Source organism: Streptomyces sp. NBC_00667, from assembly GCF_036226825.1.
GTDB lineage: Bacteria > Actinomycetota > Actinomycetes > Streptomycetales > Streptomycetaceae > Streptomyces.
The window spans coordinates 4,100,997-4,127,169 of record NZ_CP109022.1 but is presented as its reverse complement, the minus strand read 5'-3'; the positions used below and the strand labels follow the sequence as shown (position 1 = coordinate 4,127,169).

Here is a 26,173-nt window from a genome sequence, read left to right as displayed (position 1 = left end):
TGCCATGAACGCCAGTGTTCACTGGCAGGATGACCGGTCGGCGCCGGTTCCGGCGGCCGGCCGGGGCGGGTCCGGCCACCGGCCGGGGCGGGTCCGGCCACCGGCCGGGGCGGATTCAGCTCCCGTTCGCGGCGGGCTGCCAGCCGCTGAGGACCGTGTCGAACTGCTGGCGGGTCGTCGCCCAGTCGGCCGCGGGCCCCGACATGTACACCGCGTACTCGGTGTTCTCGGGCGTCACGTACATCTGCTCGATGGCCCGGCGCGGCCCGGCCTGGACGCCCTTCTCGGTCCAGCTGAACTCCCACAGGGCCGCGTGCGTGGTGTTCCGGAAGGTGTTCCCGTGCAGGTCGTGGCGCTTGTAGTCGGTCCGCTGGCTCACCTGCTTCTCCAGCTCGAGCTGGTGCACGTACGGGTTCTCGTAGTCCGGGCTCTTGTCGACGGCGATCCGGATGAAGTGCCTGCCACCGTCCGGCGTGTAGTCGATCTGGTCGCCGTCCATCCGGCGCGACCAGGAGTTCGGCACGAACAGCGAGAAACCGGCCGGGTCGACGACCTTCTTCCAGCCGGACGGCGGGACGACGGCATCGTTGTCACCCTTCGCCTGCCCGTCCGGGGCGCTCACGTTCTTGTCGGAGCCGCCGCCCTCCTGGGTGTCCCCCGTCAGCTTGAGCACGCCGAAGACCCCGCCGCCGCCGAGCAGCGCCGCCACCAGGGCCACGATGGCGGCCCGCCGGACCCGGCCGCCCGCCGGGACGACGGGCGCCGGAGCCGGCCCGGGCTGTTCCTCGAGGTGGGCCGTCCGCGTCTCGGGGGCCCGCTCCGCGTGCGCCTCCTGCGCCGGGGCGAGCTCCTCCGCAGAGACCGCGCGGGTGGGTACGTACGCCTGCGCCGCCTTCGGCTCCCGGCCCTCCATCGCCTCCAGCAGCATCCGCTCGGCCTCCTGGGCCGAGGGCCGCTCGGCCGGGTCCTTGCGCAGCAGGGCGGTGATGACCGGACCCAGCGCGCCCGACTGGCGCAGTGCGGGCGGCTCGTCGTTGACGACGGCCTGGAGACTGGAGATGGGCGACGTGCGGCGGAACGGCGAACGGGCCTCCACGGCCGTGTAGAGGGTCGCGCCCAGCGACCACAGGTCGGAAGCCGGATCCGGGGCCCCGCCCGTGACCCGCTCGGGGGCCAGGTAGTCGATGGAGCCGACCAGTTCGCCGGTACGGGTGATCGAGGTGTCCCCCTCGATCGCCGCGATCCCGAAGTCGGTGAGCAGCACCCGGCCGTCCTTGGCGAGCAGCACGTTGCCCGGCTTCACGTCCCGGTGCAGCACGCCGACCGCGTGCGCGGCGCGCAGGGCGCCCAGCACGTGCAGCCCGATCCGGGCCGCCTCACGGGGCTCGATCCGGCCCGCGGCCTTGGCCGCTTCGGCCAGCGAGGGGCCGTCGATGTACTCCATGACGATCCAGGGCCGGTCGTCGTGCTCCAGCACGTCGTGGACGGTGACCACCGCCGGATGCTGGATCCGGGCGGCCGCCCGGGCCTCCTTCTGCGTCCGCGCGTGCAGGACCTCCCGGTCGGCCTGCGCGACGTACAGACCCGCCGTCAGTTCCTTGACGGCCACCGTGCGGTGCAGCAGCTCGTCATGCGCGCGCCACACCTTGCCCATGCCGCCGCTGCCGATCGGCTCGACGAGCCGGTACCGACTCGCGAGCACCGCGCCCGCACCTGTCTGCTGTTCCACGAAACCCCGCCACTCTGTGCACCTCGGGCCAGATTACGGAGCACCCGGCCGATGCTCCCACCACGCGGGGGCGGTGAGACAGCACTGTGACGCAATCGCCGTACTGACTGTCCGTCAATCTGCGGTCAACCGCCGGTACGGTAACTCGCCGTGGCCTTGTCGAAGACCTCGGTCACCTTGCCCTCTTCGTCCTGCGGACCCGTCACCAGCACCACGTGGTAGCTGCCGCCGAGCGCGACGACGAAGTTGCGCGCGACGACGGACCGGCCGGTGGCGTCGATCCACGTGTACCGGCCGGTGGCCCGCAGCTGGTTGCCGACCTTGGTGGTCTTCACGTCGCCGCCGCTCGCCCAGGTGGAGGAGCGGTACGGGGACAGTTCCGGCTCCTTGTCCTTCTGGTACGTCGCCGGGTCGGGGCCGCCCTCCACCTTGTCCCGGCCCGGCACGACGGTCAGCGTGAACTGGCCGTCGGTGTAGCGGACCTGGCCCGCTTCGTTGATGCCGCGCCGCTCCCAGCCCTGGGGGACGGCGATCTCGAAGTGCTCGGGGTCCTGTTGCGTGGTGTACCCGGGCGGCGCCGGGGCGTTGGTCTGCGGGGCCGGCTTGGACTCGGGGCTGCCCGAGGGCGTGCCGGCGCTCGCCTTGGGCGGGGCCTGGCCGGGCGGGGCCGTCGTGGGCGCGCCGGTGGCGGCCCGGGGGGGCTCCGCCGCCCCCGGACCGGCGGACCGGGGCATGAACAGCACCGCGTACGCCACCGCCGCGGCGAGGACGGCGAGGATCCCGACCAGCAGGGTCCGCCCGAGGGAGCGCGGGGCGCGGGAGGTGTCCGCGCTGCGGTGGCGGCCGTGCAGGTCACCGCGCCTGCGCACGACGGGCAGCCGTGCCGGGTCCGGCTCCGCCATCGGCAGCACCCCGAAGCCGGCGTCGGGCTCGGGGGCGGAACGGATCAGGGACCGCAGCCAGCCGCGGAGCTCCTCGAAGTCGGGCCGCTCGGTGGGGTCCTGGCGCAGCAGTGACTCCACGACGGGGCGCAGCGGGCCGCACTCCTCGGCGAAGGCGGGCGGCTCCGCGCACACCATCTCGACCAGCTCGGCGACGCTGTCCTCGGGGTACGGGGCGTGTCCCTGGACGGCGCGGTACAGCAGCGCGCCGAGCGCCCACAGGTCGGTGGCGGGGCCGACGGGCGGGGCCAGCTGCCAGTGTCCGTGCACGGGGCCGGCCTGTTCGGGCGCCCACCGCTCGGTGACGGCCCCCACGACGGCCATCCGGGTCTGCCGCGCGCGCTCGGCGTCGAGGCCGGTGCGGGGGCCGCCGGCCCAGCCGTCGGCAGCGGCCTGCGGGGCGGGGTGCGGCGCGGGGCCGGCGTCGGGGTGGAGGCCGGTGTCGGGGTCGGCGTCGGGGTCGGCGTCGGGGTGGAGGCCGGTGTCGGGGGCTTCGGCTTGGCGGTAGCCCCGGGGCAGGGCGAGTTGCGCGGGCAGCCCGGACGCGGGCCGGGGCGCGGGCAGCTCGGCGGGACCCGGCCGGGGGCCGGTCGCGCGCGGGGTGGCGCCGTGCCAGGGCGCGGCGGCGGTGTCCGGGCCGCCGTACGGGTACGAGTACCCCTGCGGCAGGTTCGACCCCCCGGGCAGGGCTTCCGGCAGAGCTCCGGGCAGGGCGTCCGGTAGGTCCGCAGCCGCGGCCCGGCGCTCCTCCTCCACCCGGGCGGCGGCGGCCCGCGCCCCGGCCCGGTAGGCGGCGATGGTCCCGGCGCGCGCGGCGGCCTCCCGGTCGGCCCCGTCCTGGGTCCGGTCGTCGGGGCGGATGTGGTCGGAGTACCGCGGCCCGGTGTCGTACCCCGGTGCCACCAGCGGCGCGTAGACCGGCGCGTACGGCTCGGCCTGCGGGGCGGGGGCGTACGGCTCGGCCTGCGGGGCGGGGGCGTACGGCTCGGGGGCGGGCGCGTACGGCTCGGCCTCGGGGGCGTACGGCTCTTCCGCGTGCGCACCGCCGTCCGGAGCCTCCCATTCGGCGACACCGCCGCCGCCGGGATCCTCCGGTACCGGGTCGTACCCGCACAGGGCCTCCTCGGCGGCGCCGGCCGCCAGGCCCGTCAGGACGACGCGGCCGTCCTCGCATATCAACACGGTCCGGACCGTGATGTTCCGGTGGGTCCAGCCGTGGGCGTGCAGCACCCGCAGCGCGGTCAGCACGTCGGAGGCCACCTCCGCCGCCCTGTACGGGCTCAGCGGCTCATCGGCGATCAGCGCGGCCAGCGGCCTCGCCGGGACCAGCTCGCTGACTATCCACAGCGACCCGTCCTCCGGGAACACGTCGAAGACCTGGTCCAGTCGCGGATGGTCCGGCACCGAAGCCGCCGCCTGCGCCGCCGCGATCGCCCGGCGCACCGCGGGGAGTTCCCCCGACGGGCGCCGGCCATTGACCGGCCCGCGCGTCCCGTCCAGCAGCTCCGCGTCCACGACCTCCGGCAACGGCACCTGCCGGACGAGGACTTCCTGCCCGCTGCGCGTGTCGAAGGCACGCGTCTCGACCAGCTCGTACTCGTCCGACGGCGGCAGCGGCAGACGGTAGCGGTCGGCCAGGATCCGCCCCGCGTAGTCCTCCACTCCGCCTCCCCCGAGTGCGCGCCGGGCCCCTTTGGTACCCGTGGACACGATACGTCGCCCGAGCCGCCCGCGTCCCGGGCCTGAAGAGGCCCGCCCCGACGGGGGGACCCGCCGGGCCCCGGCTCAGCCCAGGGGCTGGAAGGTCTGGAACGCCGCGTTGCGCAGCTGGGTGCACTCCGGCCCGTCCCACTGGTCGGCGGCGCAGCTGATCATGATGGCGAAGCCGTGGTTGGGGTCGGCCCGGAAACCCCGGTCGAGCACCCGGACCCGGGTGCCCTGCTGCTCCCGTTCGAACTCGTAGTCGGCGACGGTGGGGTAGCCGCGGTAGTCGACGGTTTCGAGGCGCAGCAAGCGGTAGCCCGTGCTGCTGGACTTGACGCCGGAGGCCATCTCGACCCAGGCGGCGCGGGCGTCCTTGCCGGGACTGCCGGTGAAGTCGACCTGCACGCGCGGGAAGCCGCCGTCGCGGCTGTAGATGACGCCGGAGTTCTCGCCCGCGATCCCGGTCTGGTGGAAGCCGTCGGGCATGGCCATGGAGAAGTGGAACCGAACGTCCGTCACCTGCGTGTAGCCGGACGGAAGTCCGCCGCCGCCCGGCGACCCCGGGGTGGACCCCTGCCCCTGGCCCTGGCCCTGCCCCGGTTTGTTGGGCTGAGCACTCGGGGTGGGGGTCGGGGTCGGCGTCGGAGTGGGCGTCGGGGTCGGGTTGGCGGCCGGGGAACCGTTCGCGGAACCGTGGGGCGACGGGGTCCTGGACGCCGACGGCTGCGGGCCGCCCTTGCCCTCGTTCTTGTGCGCGTCGTCACCGCTGAGCGCGTAGGCGATCAGGGAGCCGACCAGTGCCAGCACCACCACCAGGCCGGCTATCGCCAGGGCTATGGTGCGGCGCGGCATCACATCGGTCAGCGGCGCCACGGCCTTCGCGGGCCGCGCGGGCGGCGCCTCGGCGGCCGCGGCGGCGGCAGCCGCCTTGCGGGCGGACCTCAGTGCGGCGCGGGCCCGCTCACGCTGCTCCCGCTCGCGTTCCTTCTTCTCCGCCTTCGCCGCCCTCTCCGCCTTCTCGGCGGCGGCCTTGTCCGCCTTGTCCGCCGCGGCCTTCTCGGCCGCGGCCTTGGTGTCGGCAAGGGATATGGCGCGCGTCTGCTCGACGGCCGGGGGCAGCACCTCCGCGACGGGCGCCGGCTCCGGGGCGTTGATGACGGCGGTGAGCATGGCCCGCGCCCCGGCGTCGTCCAGCCGCTGGGCCGGGTCCTTGGCCAGCAGTCCGTAAATCAGCTCGGTCAGCGGCCCGGCGTTCTTCGGCGGGTCCACCTGCTCGGTCATCACGGCGGTGAGGGTGGCGAGCGCGGAGCCCTTGTCGTACGGGGGCACTCCCTCGACGGAGGCGTACAGCAGGCCGCCGAGCGACCACATGTCGGCGGGCGGGCCCGGCTTGTAGCCGCGTGCGCGCTCGGGGGAGATGTAGGAGGGGGCGCCGACGAGCATGCCGGTGGAGGTGATGGACGGGTCGCCCTCAACCTGGGCGATGCCGAAGTCGGTCAGGACGACGCGGCCGTTGGCGGCCATGAGCACATTGGACGGCTTCACGTCCCGGTGCAGGATGCCCTGGCGGTGGGCGGCGCGCAGCACGTCGAGCACGGCGAGCCCGACCTCGGCCGCGCGACGCGGGGTCAGGGTGCCGTGCTCGCGTATGAACTCCGCGAGCGAGGGCCCCTCGATGAGCTCCATGACGATCCACGGCCGGGCGTCCTCGTCCACGACGTCGTAGACGGTGACGGCGCCGCCGCTGCGGATGCGGGCGATGGCCTTGGCCTCGCGGAGGGTACGGGTGATGAGGCGGCGCTTCTCGTCCTCGTCGACACCGTTGCCGAAGCGGAGCTCCTTGACGGCGACCGTCCGCCCGAGGACCTCGTCCTCGGCGCGCCACACGGTGCCCATCCCGCCCTTCCCGAGCACGGCCCCCAACCGGTACCGCCCGGCCAGCAGCCGACCGCGGTCCGCCGCCTCCGCCTTGGCGTCCCCGGGGCCGGCACCCGCCACCCCGGCCACGGGAGCGGCCTTGTTCAGGTCCGCCTTCCCGGCACCCTTCGGCTTCGCCGCAACGTCCTCGGCCTCCACAGGCGCAGCCTTCGCCGGCCCGGCGTCAGCCGGCTCGTCGGAGCCGCGCTTCCCCGCCACGGGGGTCGCCTTGTTCAGGTCCGCCTTCCCGGCACTCTTCGGCTTCGCCGCAACGTCCTCGGCCTCCACAGGCGCAGCCTTCGCCGGCCCGGCGTCAGCCGGCTCGTCGGAGCCGCGCTTCCCCGCCACGGGGGTCGCCTTGTCCGGCCCGGCCTTCGCAACACCTGCGGCGGCCACCGGCTTGGCGCTCCGCGCCTTCACCCCGACGGGCTCGCCCTCCGCAAGCGCGCTCCCGCCATCCTTGGGCGCGCCGCCCGCAGCCTCGGCGTCCTGCGCCTCCGCGGCCGCCGGCTCGGCGTCAGCCGACTCCCCGGGCGCGGGCTTGCGCGCCGCGGGGACCGCCTTGTCCGGCCCGGCCTTCGCAACACCTGCGGCAGGCACCGGCTTCGGCGCAACTTCCTCGGCGTCCACAGGGGCAGCCTTCGCCGACTCGGCGTCAGCCCTCTCCCCGGGCGCGGGCTTGCGCGCCGCAGGGACCGCCTTGTCCAGGCGGCCCTTCACGGCGCCACCGGCATCCGCCGGCTCGGGCGCGGGGCGGCCCGCCGCCCGGTCCTGCTTCCCCGCGGCAGCGGGATCCGCGTCGGCGTGCTCGGACCCCGCCCTACCCCGGTCCGGCTTCGCGGCGCCAGCGCCAGCGACACCGGCAGGCGATTCGGTGTGATCCGGCTTCGACATGCGTCCCCTCTGCGTTCGTGCAGCCTGCCCCGGCTGCCCCGGCAGCCGCCGGGGGGCACGGTAAACCGCCCCGGCAGAACCCTCATTGTTGCTCACTCCGCAACGGACGGACGCCCCGGGTCCGCGGTTCCCCCTCCCGGATCCCGGAGTTACAACGGAACGATGTCGGGCGCCCCCAGCCGCGCCGCGTCCGCCGTCTGGTCGTCCGGCTGGCGCTGCGATTCCCTTTCGGCTTCCACCCGCTTCTCGTAGTGCTCGACCTCCTTCTCGATCTGCTGCTTGTCCCACCCCAGAACCGGAGCCATCAACTCCGCGCACTCCCGCGCCGATCGCGTCCCACGGTCGAACGTCTCGATCGAGATCCGCGTGCGCCGCGTGAGCACGTCCTCCAGGTGCCGCGCGCCCTCGTGCGACGCGGCATACACCACTTCTGCCCGCAAGTAGTCGTCCGCACCCGACAACGGCTCCCCCAACCCGGGATCGGCCGCGATCAGGTCGAGCAGTTCCTCCGTCAGCGACCCGTACCGGTTCAACAGGTGTTCGACCCGCACGACGTGCAGGCCCGTCCGGCCGGCGATCCGCGCGCGCCCGTTCCACAGCGCCCGGTAGCCCTCCGCCCCGACCAGCGGGACGTCCTCCGTCACGCAGTCGGCGACCCGCTGGTCCAGCCCGTGTACGGCCTCGTCCACCGCGTCCTTCGCCATGACCCGGTACGTCGTGTACTTGCCGCCCGCGACCACCACCAGCCCCGGCACCGGGTGCGCGACCGTGTGCTCGCGCGAGAGCTTGCTCGTCGCGTCCGACTCGCCCGCCAGCAGGGGCCGCAGGCCCGCGTACACGCCTTCGACGTCGTCCCGTGTCAGCGGCACCGCCAGCACCGAGTTCACGTGCTCCAACAGGTAGTCGATGTCGGCGCTCGACGCCGCCGGATGCGCCTTGTCGAGGTCCCAGTCGGTGTCCGTGGTCCCCACGATCCAGTGCCGGCCCCACGGGATGACGAACAGCACGGACTTCTCGGTCCGCAGGATCAGCCCGGTGGAGGAGTTGATCCGGTCCTTCGGTACGACCAGGTGGATGCCCTTCGACGCCCGGACGTGGAACTGGCCCCGCTCCCCGATCAGCGCCTGCGTGTCGTCCGTCCACACCCCGGTGGCGTTCACGATCTGCTTGGCGCGGATCTCGTACTCCCCGCCGCCCTCGACGTCCCGCACCCGCGCCCCGACCACCCGTTCGCCCTCGCGCAGGAAGCCGATGACCCGCGCCCCGTTGGCGCAGTGCGCCCCGTAGACCGCGGCCGTCCGGACCAGCGTCGTCACGTACCGGGCGTCGTCCATCTGGGCGTCGTAGTACTGCAGGGCCCCCACCAGGGCGTCCTTGCGCAGCGCGGGCGCGATCCGCAGGGCGTGCTTGCGCGAGAGGTGCCGGTGGGTCGGCAGGCCCCGTCCGTGCCCGCTGGAGACCGACATCGCGTCGTAGAGGGCCACGCCCGAACCGGCGTAGAACCGCTCCCAGGCCTTGTGCTGGAGCGGGTAGAGGAACGGCACGGGCTTGACCAGGTGCGGGGCCAGCCGCCCCAGCAGCAGGCCGCGCTCTTTCAGCGCCTCGCGCACGAGCGCGAAGTCCAGCATCTCCAGGTACCTGAGGCCGCCGTGGATCAGCTTGCTCGACCTGCTCGACGTGCCCGACGCCCAGTCCCTGGCCTCCACCAGGCCGGTCGAGAGGCCTCTGGTCACGGCGTCGAGCGCGGTTCCGGCGCCGACCACGCCCGCGCCGACCACCAACACGTCCAGTTCGCGTTCGGCCATTGCGGCGAGCGCCTCGGCGCGCTGCGCCGGTCCCAGTGTCGCTGTCCTCACGGCTGCCTCCCGTTGTGCGGGCGTACCCGCCTGCTGCGGGCGAACCTGCTCGATGCGGGCGTACCCGCCTGCTGCGGGCGAACCCGCACCCACCCCCGTCCACGATTCTCACCGGCCGCTCCCGACTCGGCCACCGGCTGTGGACAACACAACGGTAGCCATCACCGCGGAATGCGACATTTCAGTCATATATACGCCTAGTCTGACATTGCGCCAGCCTTGGTCATCCACAGGACTTGCGCGCCCAGCCCGCTCATGCAAGGGAAGGGAAGGGACGGCTACCCCCATGCCCGCAGATCTCGCCGTCATCGGACTCGGCCACCTCGGCCTCCCCCTCGCCCAGGCGGCTGTCGCCGCCGGAATCGAGACAGTCGGCTACGACAGCGGTCCGGCCACGGACAGCAGCCTCACCGCCGCCGAAATCCGCCGCATGTCGGCGGCCGGCTTCCGCATCACCACCAACCCCGCCGAGCTCGGCCGGGTCCGCACCGCCGTCATCTGCGCCCCCACCCAGCTCGGCGCCGACCGGGCACTGGACCTCTCCGCCGTCGGCGAGGCCGGCCACGCGCTCGCCGCCCGGCTGCGGCCCCACACCACCGTCATCCTCGAATCCGCGGCCCACCCCGGCGTCACCGAGGACTACCTGCGCCCGATCCTCGAAGCCGGCTCCGGACTGCGCGCCGGCCGGGACTTCCACCTGGCCTACTCCCCCAGCCGCCTCGACCCCGGCAACCGCACCCACGGCATCGCCAACACCCCCAAGGTCATCGGCGGCCTCACCCCCGCCTGCACCGAGTCGGCGCACGCCTTCTACGCCCGCATCACCGAGAAGGTGGTCCGCGCCCGGGGCCTGCGCGAGGCGGAGACCGTACAGCTGCTGGAGACCAACTACCGGCACGTCAACATCGCCCTCATGAACGAGATGGCGGTCCTGTGCCACGACATCGGCGTCGACCTGTGGGACGTCATCCGCTGCGCCGAGACGAAGCCGTACGGGTTCCAGGCGTTCCGACCCGGCCCCGGCGTCGGCGGCCACGGCGTCCCCCTGGACCCCACCTATCTCCCCCACACCACCCGCACCCCGGGCCACCCGCTGCGCATGGTCGGTCTGGCCCAGGAGATCAACACCCGGATGCCGCAGTACGTCATCCAGCGCTCCGCCACCCTGCTGAACGAGCACGGAAAATCCGCCCGCGGCGCCCGCGTCCTGCTGCTCGGGGTCACCTACAAGCCGGACCTCGCGGACCAGGAGGGTTCCCCGGCCCCGGAGATCGCCAGCCGGCTCATCGACCTCGGCGCGCTGATCAGCTACCACGATCCGTACATCTCGGGCTGGCGCGTCCGGGACCGGCCGGTCCCGCGGGCCGAATCGTTGTACGAGGCCGCCGCCAACGCCGACCTGACGATCCTGCTCCAGCACCACCGCACGTACGACCTCCAAGGCCTCGCGGTCAAAGCCCAGTTGCTGCTGGACACCCGCGGGGCCAGTCCGGCCGGCGCGGCCCATCGGCTCTGACCTGCCGGGAAATCCCCCCTGCGATCGTCGGAGCGGCCTGCTAGCCTGCGGCGTCGCTTATCTCGCACTTACGTCCGATGGACACCCGTGCGTCCGCATCCCTGGGGGGACCTTCTTCATGAGCCAGCAGTTCCAGCCGCCCGCGCCCTCGTCCTACACCCCGGCCCCCGACCAGGCGCCGGCCCGCACGGGCAACGTCGGTCTCGGCATCCTCGCGGCCGTCGTGGCGGCCCTGGTCGCGGCCGGCGTCTACGGCGCGATCATGAACGCCATCGAGCGCCAGATCGGCTACGCCGCGGTCGGTGTCGGCCTCCTCGTCGGCCTCGCGGCCGGCAAGCTCGGCGGCCGGAACCCGGTCCTGCCCGTGGTCGGTGCGGTCCTGTCGATCGGGGCCGTCTACCTCGGCCAGCTGTTCTTCCTCGCGCTCGCGCTCGCCGACTACACCCACATCGGCGTCGTCGACGTGCTGAGCGACCCGGGCATCGGCGGCCTGAACGACATCTGGAAGGAAGCGGCCGAGCCGATGGACTACCTCTTCCTCGCCATCGGCGGCTTCATCTCCTTCGGCGCGGCCAAGAAGGCCGCCGCCTGACCCGCCCGCAGACGCCGGAGGGCCGGCACCCCACCCGGGGTGCCGGCCCTCCGGCGTACGTACGGAAGAAAACGTCCGGTCAGCGGCTGTGCTGCGAGTCCGCGACCGTGACCTCGACCCGCTGGAACTCCTTGAGCTCGCTGTAGCCGGTGGTGGCCATCGAGCGGCGCAGCGCGCCGAAGAGGTTCATCGAACCGTCCGGGGAGTGCGACGGGCCGGTGAGGATCTCCTCGGTGGTGCCGACCGTACCGAGGTCGACCTTCTTGCCGCGCGGCACGTCCTCGTGGACGGCCTCCATGCCCCAGTGGTTGCCCTTGCCGGGCGCGTCCGTGGCACGGGCCAGCGGGGAGCCCATCATCACCGCGTCCGCGCCGCAGGCGACGGCCTTGGGGATGTCCCCGGACCAGCCCACGCCGCCGTCGGCGATGACGTGCACGTAGCGGCCGCCGGACTCGTCCATGTAGTCGCGGCGGGCCGCGGCCACGTCCGCGACGGCGGTGGCCATCGGGACCTGGATGCCGAGCACGTTGCGCGTGGTGTGCGCGGCGCCGCCGCCGAAGCCGACCAGGACGCCCGCCGCGCCGGTGCGCATCAGGTGCAGGGCCGCGGTGTAGGTGGCGCAGCCGCCGACGATGACCGGCACGTCGAGCTCGTAGATGAACTGCTTGAGGTTCAGCGGCTCGGCGGCGCCGGAGACGTGCTCCGCCGACACGGTGGTGCCGCGGATCACGAAGATGTCCACGCCCGCCTCGACGACGGCCTTGGAGAACTCGGCGGTGCGCTGCGGGGAGAGCGCGGCGGCGGTGACGACACCGGAGTCGCGCACCTCCTTGATGCGCCGGCGGATCAGGTCCGCCTGGATCGGCGCGGAGTAGATCTCCTGGAGGCGGCGGGTCGCGGCCGCCTCGTCCAGCTCCGCGATCTCGTCCAGCAGCGGCTGCGGGTCCTCGTAGCGGGTCCACAGACCTTCGAGGTTCAGCACGCCGAGGCCGCCGAGCTCGCCGATGCGGATCGCGGTCTGCGGGGATACCACCGAGTCCATGGGAGCGGCCAGGAAGGGGAGCTCGAAGCGGTACGCATCGATCTGCCAGGCGATCGAGACCTCCTTCGGGTCCCGCGTACGCCGGCTCGGGACGATGGCGATGTCGTCGAACGCGTACGCCCTGCGGCCGCGCTTGCCGCGCCCGATCTCGATCTCAGTCACGTGTGGTGGCCTTTCCTCTGGGTCTGCCCGTCCAGTATCCCCGAACCCCGGGGGCCCGCGTTCCGGTGACCGCTGTACGGACGCACGACGAAGGGGCGGACCCCCGTCAGCGGGTCCGCCCCTGTCCGGAACCGATCAGCCCTTGCGGGAGTAGTTCGGCGCCTCGACCGTCATCTGGATGTCGTGCGGGTGGCTCTCCTTGAGCCCCGCCGAGGTGATCCGGACGAAGCGGCCCCGTTCCTGCAGCTCGGGGACCGTGCGGCCGCCGACGTAGAACATCGACTGGCGCAGGCCGCCGACCAGCTGGTGCACGACCGCGGACAGCGGACCGCGGTAGGGGACCTGACCCTCGATGCCCTCGGGGATCAGCTTGTCGTCGCCGCCGACGCCCTCCTGGAAGTAGCGGTCCTTGGAGAAGGAACGCTGGTCGCCGCGGGACTGCATCGCGCCGAGCGAGCCCATGCCGCGGTACGACTTGAACTGCTTGCCGTTGATGAAGAGCAGCTCGCCCGGGGACTCCTCGCAGCCCGCCAGCAGCGAGCCGAGCATCACGGTGTCGGCGCCGGCGACGAGCGCCTTGGCGATGTCGCCGGAGTACTGGAGGCCGCCGTCGCCGATGACCGGGACGCCCGCGGCCTTCGCGGCGAGCGCGGCCTCGTAGATGGCGGTGACCTGCGGGACGCCGATGCCGGCGACGACGCGGGTGGTGCAGATGGAGCCGGGGCCGACACCGACCTTGATGCCGTCGCAGCCGGCGTCGATGAGCGCCTGGGCGCCGTCGCGGGTGGCGACGTTGCCGCCGATGACGTCGACGCCGGAGTTCGACTTGATCTTGGCGACCATGTCGCCGACCAGGCGGGAGTGGCCGTGGGCGGTGTCGACGACGATGAAGTCGGCGCCCGCCTCGATCAGGGCCTGGGCACGCTCGTACGCGTCACCGGCGACACCGACGGCCGCGCCGACGAGCAGCCGGCCGTCCTTGTCCTTCGCGGCGTTCGGGTACTTCTCGGCCTTGACGAAGTCCTTGACCGTGATGAGGCCCTTGAGGATGCCCGCGTCGTCGACCAGCGGCAGCTTCTCGATCTTGTGGCGGCGCAGCAGCTCCATGGCGTCGACGCCGGAGATGCCGACCTTGCCGGTGACCAGCGGCATCGGGGTCATGACCTCGCGCACCTGGCGGCTGCGGTCCGACTCGAAGGCCATGTCGCGGTTGGTGACGATGCCCAGCAGCTTGCCGGCGGCGTCGGTGACCGGGACACCGGAGATGCGGAACTTCGCGCAGAGCTGGTCCGCCTCGCCGAGCGTGGCGTCGGGGTGGACCGTGATCGGGTCGGTGACCATGCCCGACTCGGAGCGCTTGACCAGGTCGACCTGGTTGGCCTGGTCGGCGATGGAGAGGTTGCGGTGCAGTACGCCGACGCCGCCCTGGCGGGCCATCGCGATGGCCATGCGGGCCTCGGTGACCTTGTCCATGGCCGCGGAGAGCAGCGGGACGTTCACCCGGACGTTGCGGGAGATGAGGGAGGAGGTGTCGATCTGCTCCGGCGCCATGTCCGACGCGCCCGGCAGCAGCAGGACGTCGTCGTAGGTCAGTCCGAGCGTGGCGAATTTGTCGGGCACTCCGGTCGAACCGCTCTCGGTCATGACACCTTCCCAATGGTCTTGCTCAGCGCGGATGTCCATGCTAACGGGATCCTGGGGCGTCTCATTCCACGACCAACATCAACCGTCAGTTTCGTGGGTTCCTACGACCACCTGCCGTGACGGGACGGGCGCCTACTGCTCGGCGAGGGCGCGCAGCCGGCTGAGGGCACGGTGCTGGGCCACGCGTACCGCGCCGGGCGACATCCCGAGCATCTGCCCGGTCTCCTCGGCGGTGAGGCCCACCGCCACCCGCAGGACGAGCAGCTCGCGCTGGTTCTCCGGGAGGTTGGCCAGCAGTTTCTTGGCCCAGGCGGCGTCGCTGCTGAGCAGCGCCCGCTCCTCGGGGCCCAGCGAGTCGTCGGGCCGCTCCGGCATCTCGTCGGACGGGACGGCGGTGCTCCCGGGGTGGCGCATGGCTGCCCGCTGGAGGTCGGCGACCTTGTGCGCGGCGATGGCGAAGACGAAGGCCTCGAAGGGGCGGCCGGTGTCCCGGTAGCGGGGCAGCGCCATCAGGACGGCGACGCACACCTCTTGCGCCAGGTCCTCCACGAAGTGACGAGCGTCACCGGGAAGCCGGGACAGCCGGGTGCGGCAGTAGCGGATGGCGAGGGGGTGCACGAAGGCGAGCAGGTCGTGAGTGGCCTGCTCGTCGCCTTCCACCGCTCGGCGTACGAGCGCGCTGACGGCCCCGGCACCGCCGCCTTTGGCGGCGTCCGTGTGGCTTGTGGCCGTGGGTGACCCCTGGGCCTCGTCGTCGCGCATCGATCCATGGTGCCTTGGCGCGGGACCGTTCGTGGCACCGCGGCCCTGGTTGTGCGTCGAAGCGTTATGAGCGGGTGCGCCGGAACTCATGGTGTGCGCCCTCCCCTCCGCTCGGCCCGAATGGTCCCTGAGGCCACATCTTCGAAAATGCGGCACACCCTCAAGGATGCGGCATCGCGCCCGAAGCGACACGTCCCCCGGATTGTGCCCCGCCAACCCCCGCTTGCGCACCGGGTACGGCGGGACACTCTGGGTGCTCCGCCGTCAGCGGACCAGGCCCCAGCGGAACCCGAGTGCCACGGCGTGCGCCCGGTCCGAGGCGCCGAGCTTCTTGAAGAGCCTGCGGGCGTGCGTCTTGACCGTGTCCTCGGAGAGGAAGAGCTCGCGCCCGATCTCCGCGTTGGAACGGCCGTGGCTCATGCCCTCCAGCACCTGGATCTCGCGCGCGGTGAGGGTGGGCGCGGCGCCCATCTCGGCCGAGCGGAGCCGGCGCGGTGCCAGTCGCCAGGTCGGGTCGGCGAGCGCCTGGGTGACCGTGGCCCGCAGTTCGGCGCGCGAGGCGTCCTTGTGCAGATAGCCCCGGGCTCCGGCGGCGACCGCGAGGGCCACGCCGTCCAGGTCCTCGGCGACCGTCAGCATGATGATGCGGGCGCCCGGATCGGCCGAGAGCAGCCGGCGAACCGTCTCCACACCGCCGAGGCCCGGCATCCGGACGTCCATCAGAATGAGATCGGAGCGGTCGGCACCCCAGCGGCGGAGGACTTCCTCGCCGTTGGCAGCCGTCGTCACACGCTCGACGCCGGGCACGGTGGCAACCGCGCGACGGAGCGCCTCTCGGGCAAGCGGGGAGTCGTCGCAGACGAGGACGGAAGTCATGACCGCCCTCCGCAGCTGATGCGCGTCACCTTGAGCCTCCAGGCTGGTACGTATCGTCACCTGTGCGGTCGATGCCCCCGGACACCTGTCCGAGAACTTCTTGGTTCAACCGCCTTCGCACTCTCAACGATGGTCACTCGAAAGAGTTACGGGTCGGACGGACACCTTCGGCACTCTACGTGAGGATGCGATCACGGCGCAGGAGCCACGAGCCCCCGGTCCTCCATCTGGAGCTATGCCCTATTTGGCGGCTTTCCTTCCGTTCGCCCTGTGTCTGAGGCTAGATTCCCAATGAGTCATATTTACATCTACTACGACTGTAGATGTGGAGACATGGACCCTACCCGCCTCAGTACCGGCACCAAGAGGACTACCCATGGCAGATTTCTCCAGGCTCCCCGGACCGAACGCCGACCTCTGGGACTGGCAGCTACTGGCTGCCTGCCGCGGGGTCGACAGCTCCCTCTTCTTCCACCCGGAGGGCGAGCGGGGTGCGGCCAGGAGCGCGCGCGAGGCCTCGGCTAAAGAGGTCTGCATGCGCTGTCCGGTGCGCGCGGAATGCGCCGCGCACGCACTCGCCGTCCGTGAGCCCTACGGGGTGTGGGGCGGCCTCACCGAGGACGAACGCGAGGAACTGATGGGGCGCGCACGGCACCGGCTGATCCCCGCGTCAAGCGCCACCGGGCCGGCCGCTCCGCGCTGACCCCCACCCTCCGAGCCGTCCGAAGGAACGTTTCTTCACTCCAAGGGCGGATCATCCGAAGATCACCTCATCCCACCCGGAACCTTTGCGGCGAACCTCCGGAAGCCCCTTCCACGGAACTCTGCCGACGCGGCGCGCCCGGGCGTGTCGCACCGCCCCCGGACCGGGACCGTCACGCCCCCATGGACGCGGCGGCCCGCTCCAGTTCCACCAGGGTCGCGGCCACCGCCGGGACCCGCGCGAGGTCGGGCAGGGTCAGCGCCACGACCTCCCGCTCGACGGCCGGTTCGACCACCACGGCGCTGACCCCCTTGGCCCGCACGGACTCCACCGCGAGCTCCGGCAGCACCGCCACCCCCAGCCCCGCCCCGACCAGGCCGACCACCGCCGGGTAGTCGTCGGTCGCGAAGTCGATGCGCGGGGTGAACCCGGCCTCCTCGCACACCTCCACCAGATGGCGGCGGCAGCGCGGGCAGCCCGCGATCCACGGCTCCCCGGCCAGCTCGGCCATGCCCACCCGGCCGGCTCCGGCCAGCCGGTGCGCCTCGGGGACCAGCCCCACGAGCCGGTCGGTCAGCAGGGGCCGCACCACCAGGTCCTCCCACTCGGCGGCGGGCCCGGCCGAAGCCCCGTACCGGAAGGCCAGCGCCAGGTCGCAGTCCCCCTCGCGCAGCATCTCCACCGAGCGCGGCGGTTCCGCCTCGACCAGCGAGATCCGGGTGCCGGGGTGCTCGGCGCGCATGGCCGCCAGCGCCGTGGGGACCAGCGTGGAACTGCCGCTGGGGAACGACACGAGCCGCACCCGGCCCGCGCGCAGCCCGGCGATCGCCGCGACCTCCTCCTCGGCGGCGGTCAGCCCGGCCAGGATGCCGGCGGCATGCCTGACCAGCGCCTCGCCGGCCTGGGTGAGCCGCATCTCGCGGCCGGTCCGGATCAGCAGCGGAGTGCCGGCCGACTGCTCCAGCGCCTTCATCTGCTGGGAGACGGCCGGCTGGGTGCAGCCCAGTTCGCGGGCTGCGGCGGAGAAGGAACCGGTCCCGGCGACGGCGCGCAGGACCCGTAGATGACGTGCCTCGATCACCCTTCGAGCATAAGCCCAGCTTTGACCGGAGCGGCAATGCTCCAGGCTCACTTTGGGGTGCGGGGCGTGCGGGGACCGACGGAAGACCCCCGTCCGGAATGAAGCTAGGTTGCGCCTATGACGACTGCGTTGATTACGGGATCCACGGCGGGCATCGGCGCCGCCTTCGCCCGGCGGCTCGCCGCCCAGGGGCACAACCTGGTGCTGGTGGCGCGGGACACCGAGCGCCTGGGCGAGCAGGCCACCGAACTGCACGACCGGCACGGCATCGAGGCCGAGGTGCTGGCCGCCGACCTGTCCACGGACAAGGGCATCGCCGCGGTCGAGGCACGCCTCGGCGACCGCACGCACCCGGTGGACCTGCTGGTCAACAACGCCGGCTTCGGCAACAAGGGCAGCTACCTCCAGGTCTCCATGGCGGACGAACTGACGATGCTGAAGGTGCACGTCGAAGCGGTGCTGCGGCTGACCTCGGCGGCGGCCGAGTCGATGCGCTCGCGCGGGCGCGGCGGTGTCGTCAACGTGGCCTCGGTGGCCGCCTTCGTACCGCGCGGGACCTACGGGGCGAGCAAGGCCTGGGTCGTGCAGTTCACCCAGGGCGCGGCGAAGGACCTGGCCGGGAGCGGGGTGCGGCTGATGGCGCTGTGCCCGGGCTTCGTACGGACCGAGTTCCACGAGCGGGCCGGGATGGGCACCGACAACATCCCGGGCTGGATGTGGCTGGACGCCGACAAGTTGGTGGCGGCGGCGCTGGCCGACCTGGCGCGCGGCAAGACCGTGTCCATCCCCGACCCCCGGTACAAGGCGCTGATGGGCGTGGTGAAACTGACGCCGCGCGGGCTCCTGGGTGGGGTGTCGTCGCGCACGGGCCGCAAGTACGGGCCCCGGTAAGTCCCTGCACGCGGCGCCGAACGGGGCAAATCTCCCTAAACTGGATGTGTCTCATCCACCCGGGAGGCGACGCGATGACTTTCGTGCAGGTAATTGATTACGAAACCAAGCGGTTCGAGGAGATGAACGCGCTCATCGACCGCTGGGCGGAGCAGGCGAGCGGCCGGCGGACGGTCACCCACACGATGATCGGACGGGACCGCGACGCCAAGACGCACTACGTCGATCTCGTCGAATTCCCCTCGTACGAGGAGGCCATGAGGAACTCTCAGCTGCCCGAGACGGACCGGATGTTCCAGGAAATGGTGTCCCTCTGCGACGGAATGCCGAAGTTCATGAACCTGGACGTCGTCCGCGACGAGTACCTCAACAAGCTGCTCGTGAACCGGATCTTCGAGGACCTGGCGGAGAAGGGGGACTTCGACGTCATGGAGGAGTGCGTCGCGGCCGGCTACATGGACCACGACATGATGCAGATGCCCGGCAATGCCGACGGCCGCGAGGGGCTGCGCCGGAGCATGACGATGTGGCGCGACGCCTTCGACTTCACCTTCGACCTGCACCGCCAGATCGCCGAAGGCGACTGCGTCAGCACCCTGTGGAACTGGACCGGCAGGCAGAAGGGCGAGTTCATGGGGGTCCCCTCGACGGGACAGGAAGTCAGCATGTCGGGCTGCACCACCTTCCGGATCGAGAACGGCCAGGTCGCGGAGGGCTGGTGGTACTACGACGCCCCCGGCCTGATGCGCCAGCTGGGCATGAACATGGGCATGACCTCGGGCGGCACCACCCGGGACATGGGCATGTGACGGCACACGGGGTGCGCACGCCGCGCCCCGCGGCACGGGAAAGCCCCGGTCACCACCGCTTCGCAGCGGCGGGAACCGGGGCCTTCTCGGTTCAGCTCAGCTCTGACGGGGTCAGTGGCTGTGGCCGTGACCGTGGCCGTGACCGGCGTCGGCCTCTTCCTCGGCCGGCTTCTCGACGACCAGGGTCTCGGTCGTGAGCAGCAGGGAGGCGATGGAAGCGGCGTTCTCCAGCGCGGAACGGGTGACCTTGACCGGGTCGATGACGCCGGCCTTCACCAGGTCGCCGTACTCGCCGGTCGCGGCGTTGAAGCCCTGGCCCTTGTCGAGCTCGGCGACCTTGGCGGTGATCACGTAGCCCTCGAGGCCCGCGTTCTCGGCGATCCAGCGCAGCGGCTCGACCGCGGCGCGGCGGACGACGGAGACACCGGTGGCCTCGTCGCCGGTGAGGCCGAGGTTGCCCTCCAGCACCTTCACGGCGTGGACGAGGGAGGAGCCACCGCCGGAGACGATGCCCTCCTCGACCGCGGCGCGGGTCGCCGAGATGGCGTCCTCGAGGCGGTGCTTCTTCTCCTTGAGCTCCACCTCGGTGGCGGCGCCGACCTTGATGACGCAGACGCCGCCGGCGAGCTTCGCCAGGCGCTCCTGCAGCTTCTCGCGGTCCCAGTCGGAGTCCGTGGACTCGATCTCGGCCTTGATCTGGTTGACGCGGCCGAGGACCTCGTCGGAGCTGCCGCCACCGTCGACGATGGTGGTGTCGTCCTTGGTGATGGTCACGCGGCGCGCGGTGCCGAGGACGTCCAGACCGGCCTGGTCGAGCTTGAGGCCGACCTCCTCGGCGATGACGGTGGCACCGGTGAGGGTGGCCATGTCCTGGAGCATCGCCTTGCGGCGGTCACCGAAGCCGGGGGCCTTGACGGCGACGGCGTTGAAGGTGCCACGGATCTTGTTGACGACCAGGGTCGACAGGGCCTCGCCCTCGACGTCCTCGGCGATGATCAGCAGCGGCTTGGAGGCGCCGGCCTGGATGACCTTCTCCAGCAGCGGCAGGAGGTCCTGGATGGAGGAGATCTTGCCCTGGTTGATCAGGATGTACGGGTCGTCGAGGACGGCCTCCATACGCTCCTGGTCGGAGACCATGTACGGCGAGAGGTAGCCCTTGTCGAAGGCCATGCCCTCGGTGAACTCCAGCTCCAGGCCGAAGGTGTTGGACTCCTCGACGGTGATGACACCGTCCTTGCCGACCTTGTCCATCGCCTCGGCGATGAGCTCGCCGACCTGCTGGTCCTGCGCGGAGAGCGCGGCCACGGCGGCGATGTCGGACTTGTCCTCGATCGGGCGGGCGGTCGCGAGGAGCTCCTGCGACACGGCCTTGACGGCGGCGTCGATGCCCTTCTTGAGGGCGGCCGGGGAGGCGCCGGCGGCGACGTTGCGCAGACCCTCGCGGACCAGCGCCTGGGCCAGCACGGTGGCGGTGGTGGTGCCGTCACCCGCGATGTCGTTGGTCTTGGTCGCCACCTCCTTCACGAGCTGGGCGCCCAGGTTCTCGTACGGGTCGTCCAGCTCGACCTCGCGGGCGATGGTGACACCGTCGTTGGTGATGGTGGGCGCGCCGAACTTCTTGTCGATGACGACGTTGCGGCCCTTGGGGCCGATCGTCACCTTCACCGTGTCGGCAAGCTTGTTCACACCGCGCTCGAGGGCGCGACGGGCGTCCTCATCGAACTTCAGAATCTTCGGCATGGGAGCGGTTCAGTCCTCTCGTTGCGATCCTCGGCCGCTCACCGCGACCGCCACCGCCTAGAACGAACTACGCCCCTCGCCCCCCGGCATCAGCAGGGTGACCAGGGGCGCAGCTCAAAGCAAAACTGGAGAAGTGTCTTACTTCTCGACGATCGCGAGCACGTCGCGGGCCGAGAGGACGAGGTACTCCTCGCCGCTGTACTTCACTTCGGTGCCGCCGTACTTGCTGTACAGCACGATGTCGCCGACGCTGACGTCCAGCGGGAGACGCTGGCCGTCCTCGAAGCGACCCGGACCGACCGCAAGGACGACGCCCTCCTGGGGCTTCTCCTTCGCGGTGTCCGGGATGACCAGGCCGGAGGCCGTGGTCTGCTCGGCGTCGAGCGGCTGGACCACAATGCGGTCCTCAAGCGGCTTGATGGCAACCTTGGAGCTGGCGGTCGTCACGATCCGACCTCCCCCTTCGGAGATCCGGGGTTAACTGTCTGAGGTGGCGACCAGGTCGATCCGTCGTCGCGGGTGCCGGACCTGCCTGTCGCTGTGTTGGCACTCACCAGGGGCGAGTGCCAGGTGCGAGACTATTCCGGCGATTAGCACTCGGTCAAGCGGAGTGCCAACACACCACCCGACGGAATGCGGATCACCCCCCTCCGGACGGCTCCGGAGGGCGCCGGACCGGCCCCCAGGAACCATCGTCAGGGCTTCCTCGTCGTAGTGGATATGAAGATAAAACGCCCGAATACCGACGGCGAAGGCATCCCGTGAGGGGACTGAGGCCGCTGACGGTGGCCGGCGCCCGCCGTCGTACCGAAGCATTGCTGCTCGTCCTCGTCACCGGCATCGCCGTTCTCGGTCATGCCGCGGCCGGTCTGGCGATGAACGGCGCACTGCCGCCGAAGCTCACCGGATTCACCATCAGCCTGACGCTGCTGTCGCTGGTGGGACACCTGGGCATCCGCCGGTTCGCGCCGTATGCGGATCCGCTCGTCTTCCCGCTCGCCATGCTGCTGACCGGGCTCGGGCTCGTCCTCATCAACCGCCTCGACCAGGGGTACATCGAGCGCTACGGTTCCGACGCGAACGCCCCCGGCCAGCTGATGTGGACCGTGGTCGGGGTCGCCGCCTGCCTGCTGGTGGTGGCGCTGCTGCGCGACCACAGACTCCTGCAGCGCTTCATCTACATCACCATGGCCGTCGCGCTGGTGCTGCTCATCGCGCCGGCCTTCTTCGGCGCGGACACCTACGGGGCCAAGCGCTGGATCATCCTGTTCGGGTTCTCGCTCCAGCCCGGCGAGTTCGTGAAGATCATGATCGCGGTCTTCTTCGCGGGCTACCTGGTCGTCCACCGGGACTCGCTGGCCCTGACGGGCCGCAAGTTCCTGGGCATGCGGCTGCCGCCGATGCGGCAGCTCGGGCCTATCGTCACCGTGTGGGTCCTGTCGCTGCTCGTGCTCGTCTTCGAACGGGACCTCGGTACGTCGCTCATCTTCTTCGGCGTGTTCGTGGTGATGCTGTACGTCGCCACGGAACGCACCAGCTGGATCGTCTGCGGCCTCGTCATGGCGGCGGGCGGCGCCTTCGTGGTGGGGTCCACCGAGCCGCACGTGAAGGCGCGCGTGGCCGCCTGGCTCAACCCGCTGTCCTACTACTGGACGGACCGGCCGCCGGGCGTCACCTCCGACCAGTCGGCCCAGGCGCTGTTCAGCTTCGGCACGGGCGGCATCACCGGCACCGGACTCGGCATGGGACACCCTGAGCTGATCAAGTTCGCGGGGCGCAGCGACTTCATCCTGACCACCGTGGGCGAGGAACTGGGCCTCGCGGGGGTGATGGCGGTCCTGCTGCTCTACGGGCTGCTCGTCCAGCGGGGCCTGCGGATGGCGCTTGCGGCGCGGGACCCGTTCGGCAAACTCCTGGCGGTGGGCCTGGCGGCGGCGCTGGCGCTCCAGGTGTTCGTTGTCGCGGGCGGCGTCACGGGCCTGATCCCCCTGACGGGCAAGGCCCTGCCCTTCCTGGCGAAGGGCGGCTCGTCCCTCCTGGCGAACTGGCTCATGATCGCCCTGCTGCTCCGCATCAGCGACAGCGCGGAACGCCAACGCGAGGCGGACGCCCACGACCCGGCGGAAACGACGCTGACCCCGGCGGGGGTGGGGGTGTAGAGGCGGGGTGTGGGGTGCGGGGGTGCCGGCCGGGGTACCGGCCGGGGCGCTCGGCCCGCCGGGCGGGTTGCGGGGGCGGGGTGTTCACCGGACGGCCTCAGAGAGGGCATGGGGGTTTCCCGTCAGTCCGATCGTCTCTCCGCGTCGGCCCGGTCCCTCAAGAGCGCTCGCTGCGCTCGCGTCGCTTCGCGATGGCCTTCGGCCACCCTTGACCGACCGGCCCGCCACGGATCAACGAAGACTGACGGGAAACCCCCAGAGGAACGGGCCGGTGCCTGCTTTCTGCCCATCCCCCTCACAGCTGCAGGGGCCCCACCCCGAGATGCCGCGCCAGATCGCTACGCGCTCCCCCCATCTCAGCGACTGCAGGCCGTCTGGGGCTGGACATAAGCCGCCCACGACCTCGTCCACCGGCCCCGGACTGCGATCGCGGGCCGAGTCAGCCGGCGCGTTCGGCGAGGCTGCGTTCCACGCAGAACTCGTTGCCTTCCGGGTCGGCGAGAGTCACCCATCCGGTTCCGTCGGGCCTGCGGTGGTCGCCCACCAGGGTGGCACCCAACGCGAGGATGCGGTCCACCTCTTCGTCCCGCGACCGGTCCTGCGGTTGCAGGTCCACGTGCACCCGATTCTTCACCGTCTTGGCATCGGCCACTGTCACGAAGAGCAGAGTCGTGCCCGGCGCCTTGACCAATGCCTCGGGGTCGCCGGGGAAGTCGTCGTCAGCGAGCGAGCCGTCGAGGACGGCGGCCCAGAACTGCGCCAGGCGGTAGGCGTCGGAGCAGTCGATGGTGAGGTGTCGTATGAGAGAAGACATTGACGCACTATCGATCACGCGCGTCACCGATGTCCACGGACTTTGCCACCGATGCGGTCCCTCCGGAGTGGAGGGGTCCATGACCGGCCCAAGACGGTCTGGAGACGCCGGGACGGGAGGAGCGCGTAGCGATCTGGTGCGCGCGGACCCCGCCGCGGATCGCTGACGGGGCCGCTCCTCCGGGTCTCTGCCCGGTGATCGTTCTTTTGGGGGGTTCCCGGCAGTCTTCGTTGATCCGTGGCGGGCCGGTCGGTCAAGGGTGGCCGAAGGCCATCGCGAAGCGACGCGAGCGCAGCGAGCGCCCTTGAGGGACCGGGCCGACGCGGAGAGACGATCGGACTGACGGGAAACCCCCATGCCCTCTCTGAGGCCGTCCGGTGAACACCCCGCCCCCGCAACCCGGCCCGGCGGGCCGAGCACCCCGGCCGACACCCCGCCCCCAAGAGCCCCCGAGAGCCCCGAAACCCCGCCCCCCTACAGGTAGTCCTCCAAGCGGGCGATCTTGAAGCCCTGCTCCTGGATGCGCTTGAGCATGTTGGCGGTCATCTGGGTTTCCGTCTCGCCCTTGAGTTCCGACGGGCCGCGGAAGTGGGCGAGGATGATGTCGCCCGGGCGCAGCGCGGAGCCTTCGGCGTACTGGAAGCCGGTGATCTGCATCGACACGCGCCACAGGATGACCTGGGAGATGCCGCACTCGGAGGCGGCCTTGAGGGTGTCGTCGTTGTAGTTGCCGAACGGCGGCCGGAAGCGGGTCGGTTTGGTGCCGAAGCGCTTTTCCAGGCGTTCCTGCTGACCGCATATCTCCTTCTTCTGCGCCGCGAAGCCCAGCGTGCGCAGGTTGGGGTGGGTCAGCGTGTGGTTGTTTATCGTGCTGCCGCTGCCGTTGTCGCGCAGCGTCTGGAAGTGGCCGTAGTCGGACGAGGCCACGTTGTCCGTCAGGAACATGCTGATCGGCAGCTTGAGGTCGGCCGCCATCTTGAGGAACTGCGGGTTCTTCTCCGCGCCGTCGTCGAAGGTCAGGAAGACGACCTTGTCGGTCGGCGCGACGGGTATTCGGTCTATGACGGCCGGCTTGCCCGGCGCGGCCTGGGGGATCTGCGGCTTCTGGGAGGGCTTCGGCGCGTACTGGACCGGGGCGTTCAGCCCCCACTTGCGGTACGCGTCGTCCACCGGTGCCACCGGCGCCGGAGAAGGGGAGGCGGCGGAGGATGCGGACGGGGAGGCCGAGGGCTTCCCCGTCTCCTGCTTGGTCTTGCGCCCCAGTCGTTCGATGGGGTCCACGCTGTTCCCGCACCCCGAGAGGGAAAGCGCGAGCGCGCCGGCTGCGAGCGTCCCGGCTACCAACCGGCGCGCGTACTTCACAAGTAGTCCTCCAGGCGGGCCACGGCGTATCCCTTGTCCGTGACGGTCTTCATGACATGACGGATCATGTCAGGCATGGTGCCCTTCCAGTCTTCCCGGCCCCGGAAGTGCGTGAGGATGATGTCACCAGGGTGGAGGTCCCGGTCCCATTCCCGCCAGTCCATCCGGTTGGGGAACGCCTCGGCGTTCCACAGCGGGACGGCCTTGATGCCGCAGGACTTCGCCGCGCGCAGGGTGTCCTGGTTGTAGTTGCCGTACGGCGGCCGGAAGAGTGACGGCCGCTTGCCGAACTGCTTCTGGATGGTGTCCTGCTGGCCGCAGATCTCCTCGCGCTGCTGTTCGTAGTCGAGGGCCGGCAGGTAGCGGTGGTTGAGCGTGTGGTTGTTCAGGGTGACGCCCGCGGCCTGCATCTTCTTGAAGTACGGGTAGTTGTCCCGGACCAGGTAGTCGCTGAGGAACGCCGTGTAGGGGAGGTGGAGCTCCTCCATCATCGTGAGGAACTCGGGGTCCTTCTCCGCGCCGTCGTCGATCGTCAGGAAGACGACCTTGTCCTCGGTGGGGACCGTGGTGAAGACGGGCGGGAGGTTCTCCTGGCCCTCGACCTCGAAGCCGTCGCGGGTGGTGATCTCCGGCTTGGTCTTGGGCGCGGGCGGGGCGGTCAGCGGCGGCTTGGCCAGTTTCCACTTCTTCGCGGCGGCGATCCGGGCCTGCTGGGCGGCCTTCTGCTGCTCGGCGGGGTTCGCGAGCGCGCCCGCCGCGCCGGCGCCCTCGGCGCCCGAGCCGCCCTTGGGCTTGGTGGCCGGCGGGTTCGAGGAGCCGCAAGCGGTGCCCAGCGCGGCGACCAGCAGCGCGGCGAGGGCCACCCCGTACCGGCCGAGCGGACGCGCCGCGGGCCGATGACCTTGTTGCGTCTTATTTCCCTTTTGTCGTACAGGCTGCATAGCGCGGATACTCCCAGGACACTCCCCCGGGCCCCGGA

The 26,173-nt window shown here is 71.5% G+C and carries 20 protein-coding genes; 6 read left to right on the top strand and 14 right to left on the bottom strand.

Annotated elements, in window-relative coordinates; genetic code table 11:
* Positions 1-115 precede the first annotated feature (115 nt).
* The 4 genes from OHA81_RS19280 to OHA81_RS19265 form a co-directional block, all read right to left on the bottom strand.
* Positions 116-1,729 (bottom strand): serine/threonine-protein kinase, encoded by a 1,614-nt coding sequence (locus tag OHA81_RS19280; protein WP_329197581.1) that lies wholly within the window; start codon positions 1,727-1,729, stop codon positions 116-118.
* Between the two features lie 125 nt (positions 1,730-1,854).
* The gene (locus tag OHA81_RS19275; protein WP_329197580.1) at positions 1,855-4,332 is read right to left on the bottom strand and encodes a serine/threonine protein kinase; all 2,478 of its coding nucleotides are present in this window, start codon (positions 4,330-4,332) and stop codon (positions 1,855-1,857) included.
* 123 nt (positions 4,333-4,455) lie between these two features.
* Positions 4,456-6,921, bottom strand: a complete 2,466-nt coding sequence (locus OHA81_RS19270; protein WP_329197578.1) for a serine/threonine-protein kinase — start codon at positions 6,919-6,921, stop codon at positions 4,456-4,458.
* A 413-nt stretch (positions 6,922-7,334) separates the two neighbouring features.
* On the bottom strand, positions 7,335-9,041 hold the full coding sequence (locus OHA81_RS19265) for a glycerol-3-phosphate dehydrogenase/oxidase (RefSeq protein ID WP_329197576.1): 1,707 nt from the start codon (positions 9,039-9,041) through the stop codon (positions 7,335-7,337).
* Between the two features lie 286 nt (positions 9,042-9,327).
* Between OHA81_RS19265 and OHA81_RS19260 the strand changes: the two genes are divergently transcribed.
* Together OHA81_RS19260 and OHA81_RS19255 are read left to right on the top strand one after the other, a co-directional pair.
* Entirely contained in the window at positions 9,328-10,557 is a 1,230-nt protein-coding gene (locus tag OHA81_RS19260; protein ID WP_329197575.1) for a nucleotide sugar dehydrogenase, read from the top strand.
* A gap of 118 nt (positions 10,558-10,675) precedes the next feature.
* Positions 10,676-11,149: a hypothetical protein gene (locus OHA81_RS19255; RefSeq protein WP_329197573.1), complete on the top strand. Its 474-nt coding sequence runs from the start codon at positions 10,676-10,678 to the stop codon at positions 11,147-11,149.
* Positions 11,150-11,228: 79 nt separating this feature from the next.
* Here the strand turns inward: OHA81_RS19255 and OHA81_RS19250 are convergent, their stop codons facing one another.
* From OHA81_RS19250 to OHA81_RS19235, 4 genes are all read right to left on the bottom strand, one after another.
* The gene (locus OHA81_RS19250; RefSeq protein ID WP_329197571.1) at positions 11,229-12,353 is read right to left on the bottom strand and encodes a GuaB3 family IMP dehydrogenase-related protein; all 1,125 of its coding nucleotides are present in this window, start codon (positions 12,351-12,353) and stop codon (positions 11,229-11,231) included.
* A gap of 135 nt (positions 12,354-12,488) precedes the next feature.
* Positions 12,489-13,997 carry an IMP dehydrogenase gene (gene guaB, locus OHA81_RS19245; RefSeq protein WP_329197569.1) on the bottom strand — a complete coding sequence of 503 codons (1,509 nt, stop codon included), beginning with the start codon at positions 13,995-13,997 and terminating at the stop codon, positions 12,489-12,491.
* A 132-nt stretch (positions 13,998-14,129) separates the two neighbouring features.
* Positions 14,130-14,759: a sigma-70 family RNA polymerase sigma factor gene (locus OHA81_RS19240; RefSeq protein ID WP_329197567.1), complete on the bottom strand. Its 630-nt coding sequence runs from the start codon at positions 14,757-14,759 to the stop codon at positions 14,130-14,132.
* A 264-nt stretch (positions 14,760-15,023) separates the two neighbouring features.
* Positions 15,024-15,635, bottom strand: coding sequence for a response regulator transcription factor (locus OHA81_RS19235; RefSeq protein ID WP_003948568.1), 612 nt, complete (start codon positions 15,633-15,635; stop codon positions 15,024-15,026).
* Positions 15,636-16,011: 376 nt separating this feature from the next.
* Between OHA81_RS19235 and OHA81_RS19230 the strand changes: the two genes are divergently transcribed.
* Positions 16,012-16,338 carry a WhiB family transcriptional regulator gene (locus OHA81_RS19230; protein WP_329197566.1) on the top strand — a complete coding sequence of 109 codons (327 nt, stop codon included), beginning with the start codon at positions 16,012-16,014 and terminating at the stop codon, positions 16,336-16,338.
* 172 nt (positions 16,339-16,510) lie between these two features.
* On the opposite strand, the gene OHA81_RS19225 is transcribed toward OHA81_RS19230, so the two are convergent.
* The gene (locus OHA81_RS19225; RefSeq protein ID WP_329197564.1) at positions 16,511-17,419 is read right to left on the bottom strand and encodes a LysR family transcriptional regulator; all 909 of its coding nucleotides are present in this window, start codon (positions 17,417-17,419) and stop codon (positions 16,511-16,513) included.
* A gap of 117 nt (positions 17,420-17,536) precedes the next feature.
* On the opposite strand from OHA81_RS19225, the gene OHA81_RS19220 reads away from it, so the two are divergent.
* Both OHA81_RS19220 and OHA81_RS19215 read left to right on the top strand, forming a co-directional pair.
* On the top strand, positions 17,537-18,310 hold the full coding sequence (locus tag OHA81_RS19220) for an SDR family NAD(P)-dependent oxidoreductase (RefSeq protein ID WP_329197562.1): 774 nt from the start codon (positions 17,537-17,539) through the stop codon (positions 18,308-18,310).
* A gap of 74 nt (positions 18,311-18,384) precedes the next feature.
* Entirely contained in the window at positions 18,385-19,119 is a 735-nt protein-coding gene (locus tag OHA81_RS19215) for an ester cyclase (protein WP_329197560.1), read from the top strand.
* 111 nt (positions 19,120-19,230) lie between these two features.
* On the opposite strand, the gene groL is transcribed toward OHA81_RS19215, so the two are convergent.
* Positions 19,231-20,859 (bottom strand): chaperonin GroEL, encoded by a 1,629-nt coding sequence (groL, locus tag OHA81_RS19210; protein ID WP_136213256.1) that lies wholly within the window; start codon positions 20,857-20,859, stop codon positions 19,231-19,233.
* Between the two features lie 138 nt (positions 20,860-20,997).
* On the bottom strand, positions 20,998-21,306 hold the full coding sequence (groES, locus tag OHA81_RS19205; protein WP_030230757.1) for a co-chaperone GroES: 309 nt from the start codon (positions 21,304-21,306) through the stop codon (positions 20,998-21,000).
* Positions 21,307-21,620: 314 nt separating this feature from the next.
* Between groES and OHA81_RS19200 the strand changes: the two genes are divergently transcribed.
* Positions 21,621-23,018 carry an FtsW/RodA/SpoVE family cell cycle protein gene (locus OHA81_RS19200; RefSeq protein ID WP_329197555.1) on the top strand — a complete coding sequence of 466 codons (1,398 nt, stop codon included), beginning with the start codon at positions 21,621-21,623 and terminating at the stop codon, positions 23,016-23,018.
* A 439-nt stretch (positions 23,019-23,457) separates the two neighbouring features.
* Here the strand turns inward: OHA81_RS19200 and OHA81_RS19195 are convergent, their stop codons facing one another.
* The 3 genes from OHA81_RS19195 to OHA81_RS19185 form a co-directional block, all read right to left on the bottom strand.
* Positions 23,458-23,832 (bottom strand): VOC family protein, encoded by a 375-nt coding sequence (locus OHA81_RS19195; protein ID WP_329197552.1) that lies wholly within the window; start codon positions 23,830-23,832, stop codon positions 23,458-23,460.
* A gap of 474 nt (positions 23,833-24,306) precedes the next feature.
* Entirely contained in the window at positions 24,307-25,113 is an 807-nt protein-coding gene (locus OHA81_RS19190; protein WP_443056585.1) for a polysaccharide deacetylase family protein, read from the bottom strand.
* Between the two features lie 77 nt (positions 25,114-25,190).
* Positions 25,191-26,135 carry a polysaccharide deacetylase family protein gene (locus OHA81_RS19185; protein ID WP_443056584.1) on the bottom strand — a complete coding sequence of 315 codons (945 nt, stop codon included), beginning with the start codon at positions 26,133-26,135 and terminating at the stop codon, positions 25,191-25,193.
* Positions 26,136-26,173 lie beyond the last annotated feature (38 nt).

What these genes read in the sequence shown, in the direction of transcription:
- OHA81_RS19260 (WP_329197575.1), top strand. Translation starts at nt 9,328, where the DNA reads ATGCCCGCAGATCTCGCCGTCATCGGACTCGGCCACCTCGGCCTCCCC.
- OHA81_RS19255 (WP_329197573.1), top strand. Translation starts at nt 10,676, where the DNA reads ATGAGCCAGCAGTTCCAGCCGCCCGCGCCCTCGTCCTACACCCCGGCC.
- guaB (WP_329197569.1), bottom strand. Translation starts at nt 13,997, where the DNA reads ATGACCGAGAGCGGTTCGACCGGAGTGCCCGACAAATTCGCCACGCTC.
- OHA81_RS19240 (WP_329197567.1), bottom strand. Translation starts at nt 14,759, where the DNA reads ATGCGCGACGACGAGGCCCAGGGGTCACCCACGGCCACAAGCCACACG.
- OHA81_RS19235 (WP_003948568.1), bottom strand. Translation starts at nt 15,635, where the DNA reads ATGACTTCCGTCCTCGTCTGCGACGACTCCCCGCTTGCCCGAGAGGCG.
- OHA81_RS19230 (WP_329197566.1), top strand. Translation starts at nt 16,012, where the DNA reads ATGGCAGATTTCTCCAGGCTCCCCGGACCGAACGCCGACCTCTGGGAC.
- OHA81_RS19220 (WP_329197562.1), top strand. Translation starts at nt 17,537, where the DNA reads ATGACGACTGCGTTGATTACGGGATCCACGGCGGGCATCGGCGCCGCC.
- OHA81_RS19215 (WP_329197560.1), top strand. Translation starts at nt 18,385, where the DNA reads ATGACTTTCGTGCAGGTAATTGATTACGAAACCAAGCGGTTCGAGGAG.
- groL (WP_136213256.1), bottom strand. Translation starts at nt 20,859, where the DNA reads ATGCCGAAGATTCTGAAGTTCGATGAGGACGCCCGTCGCGCCCTCGAG.
- OHA81_RS19195 (WP_329197552.1), bottom strand. Translation starts at nt 23,832, where the DNA reads ATGTCTTCTCTCATACGACACCTCACCATCGACTGCTCCGACGCCTAC.
- OHA81_RS19185 (WP_443056584.1), bottom strand. Translation starts at nt 26,135, where the DNA reads ATGCAGCCTGTACGACAAAAGGGAAATAAGACGCAACAAGGTCATCGG.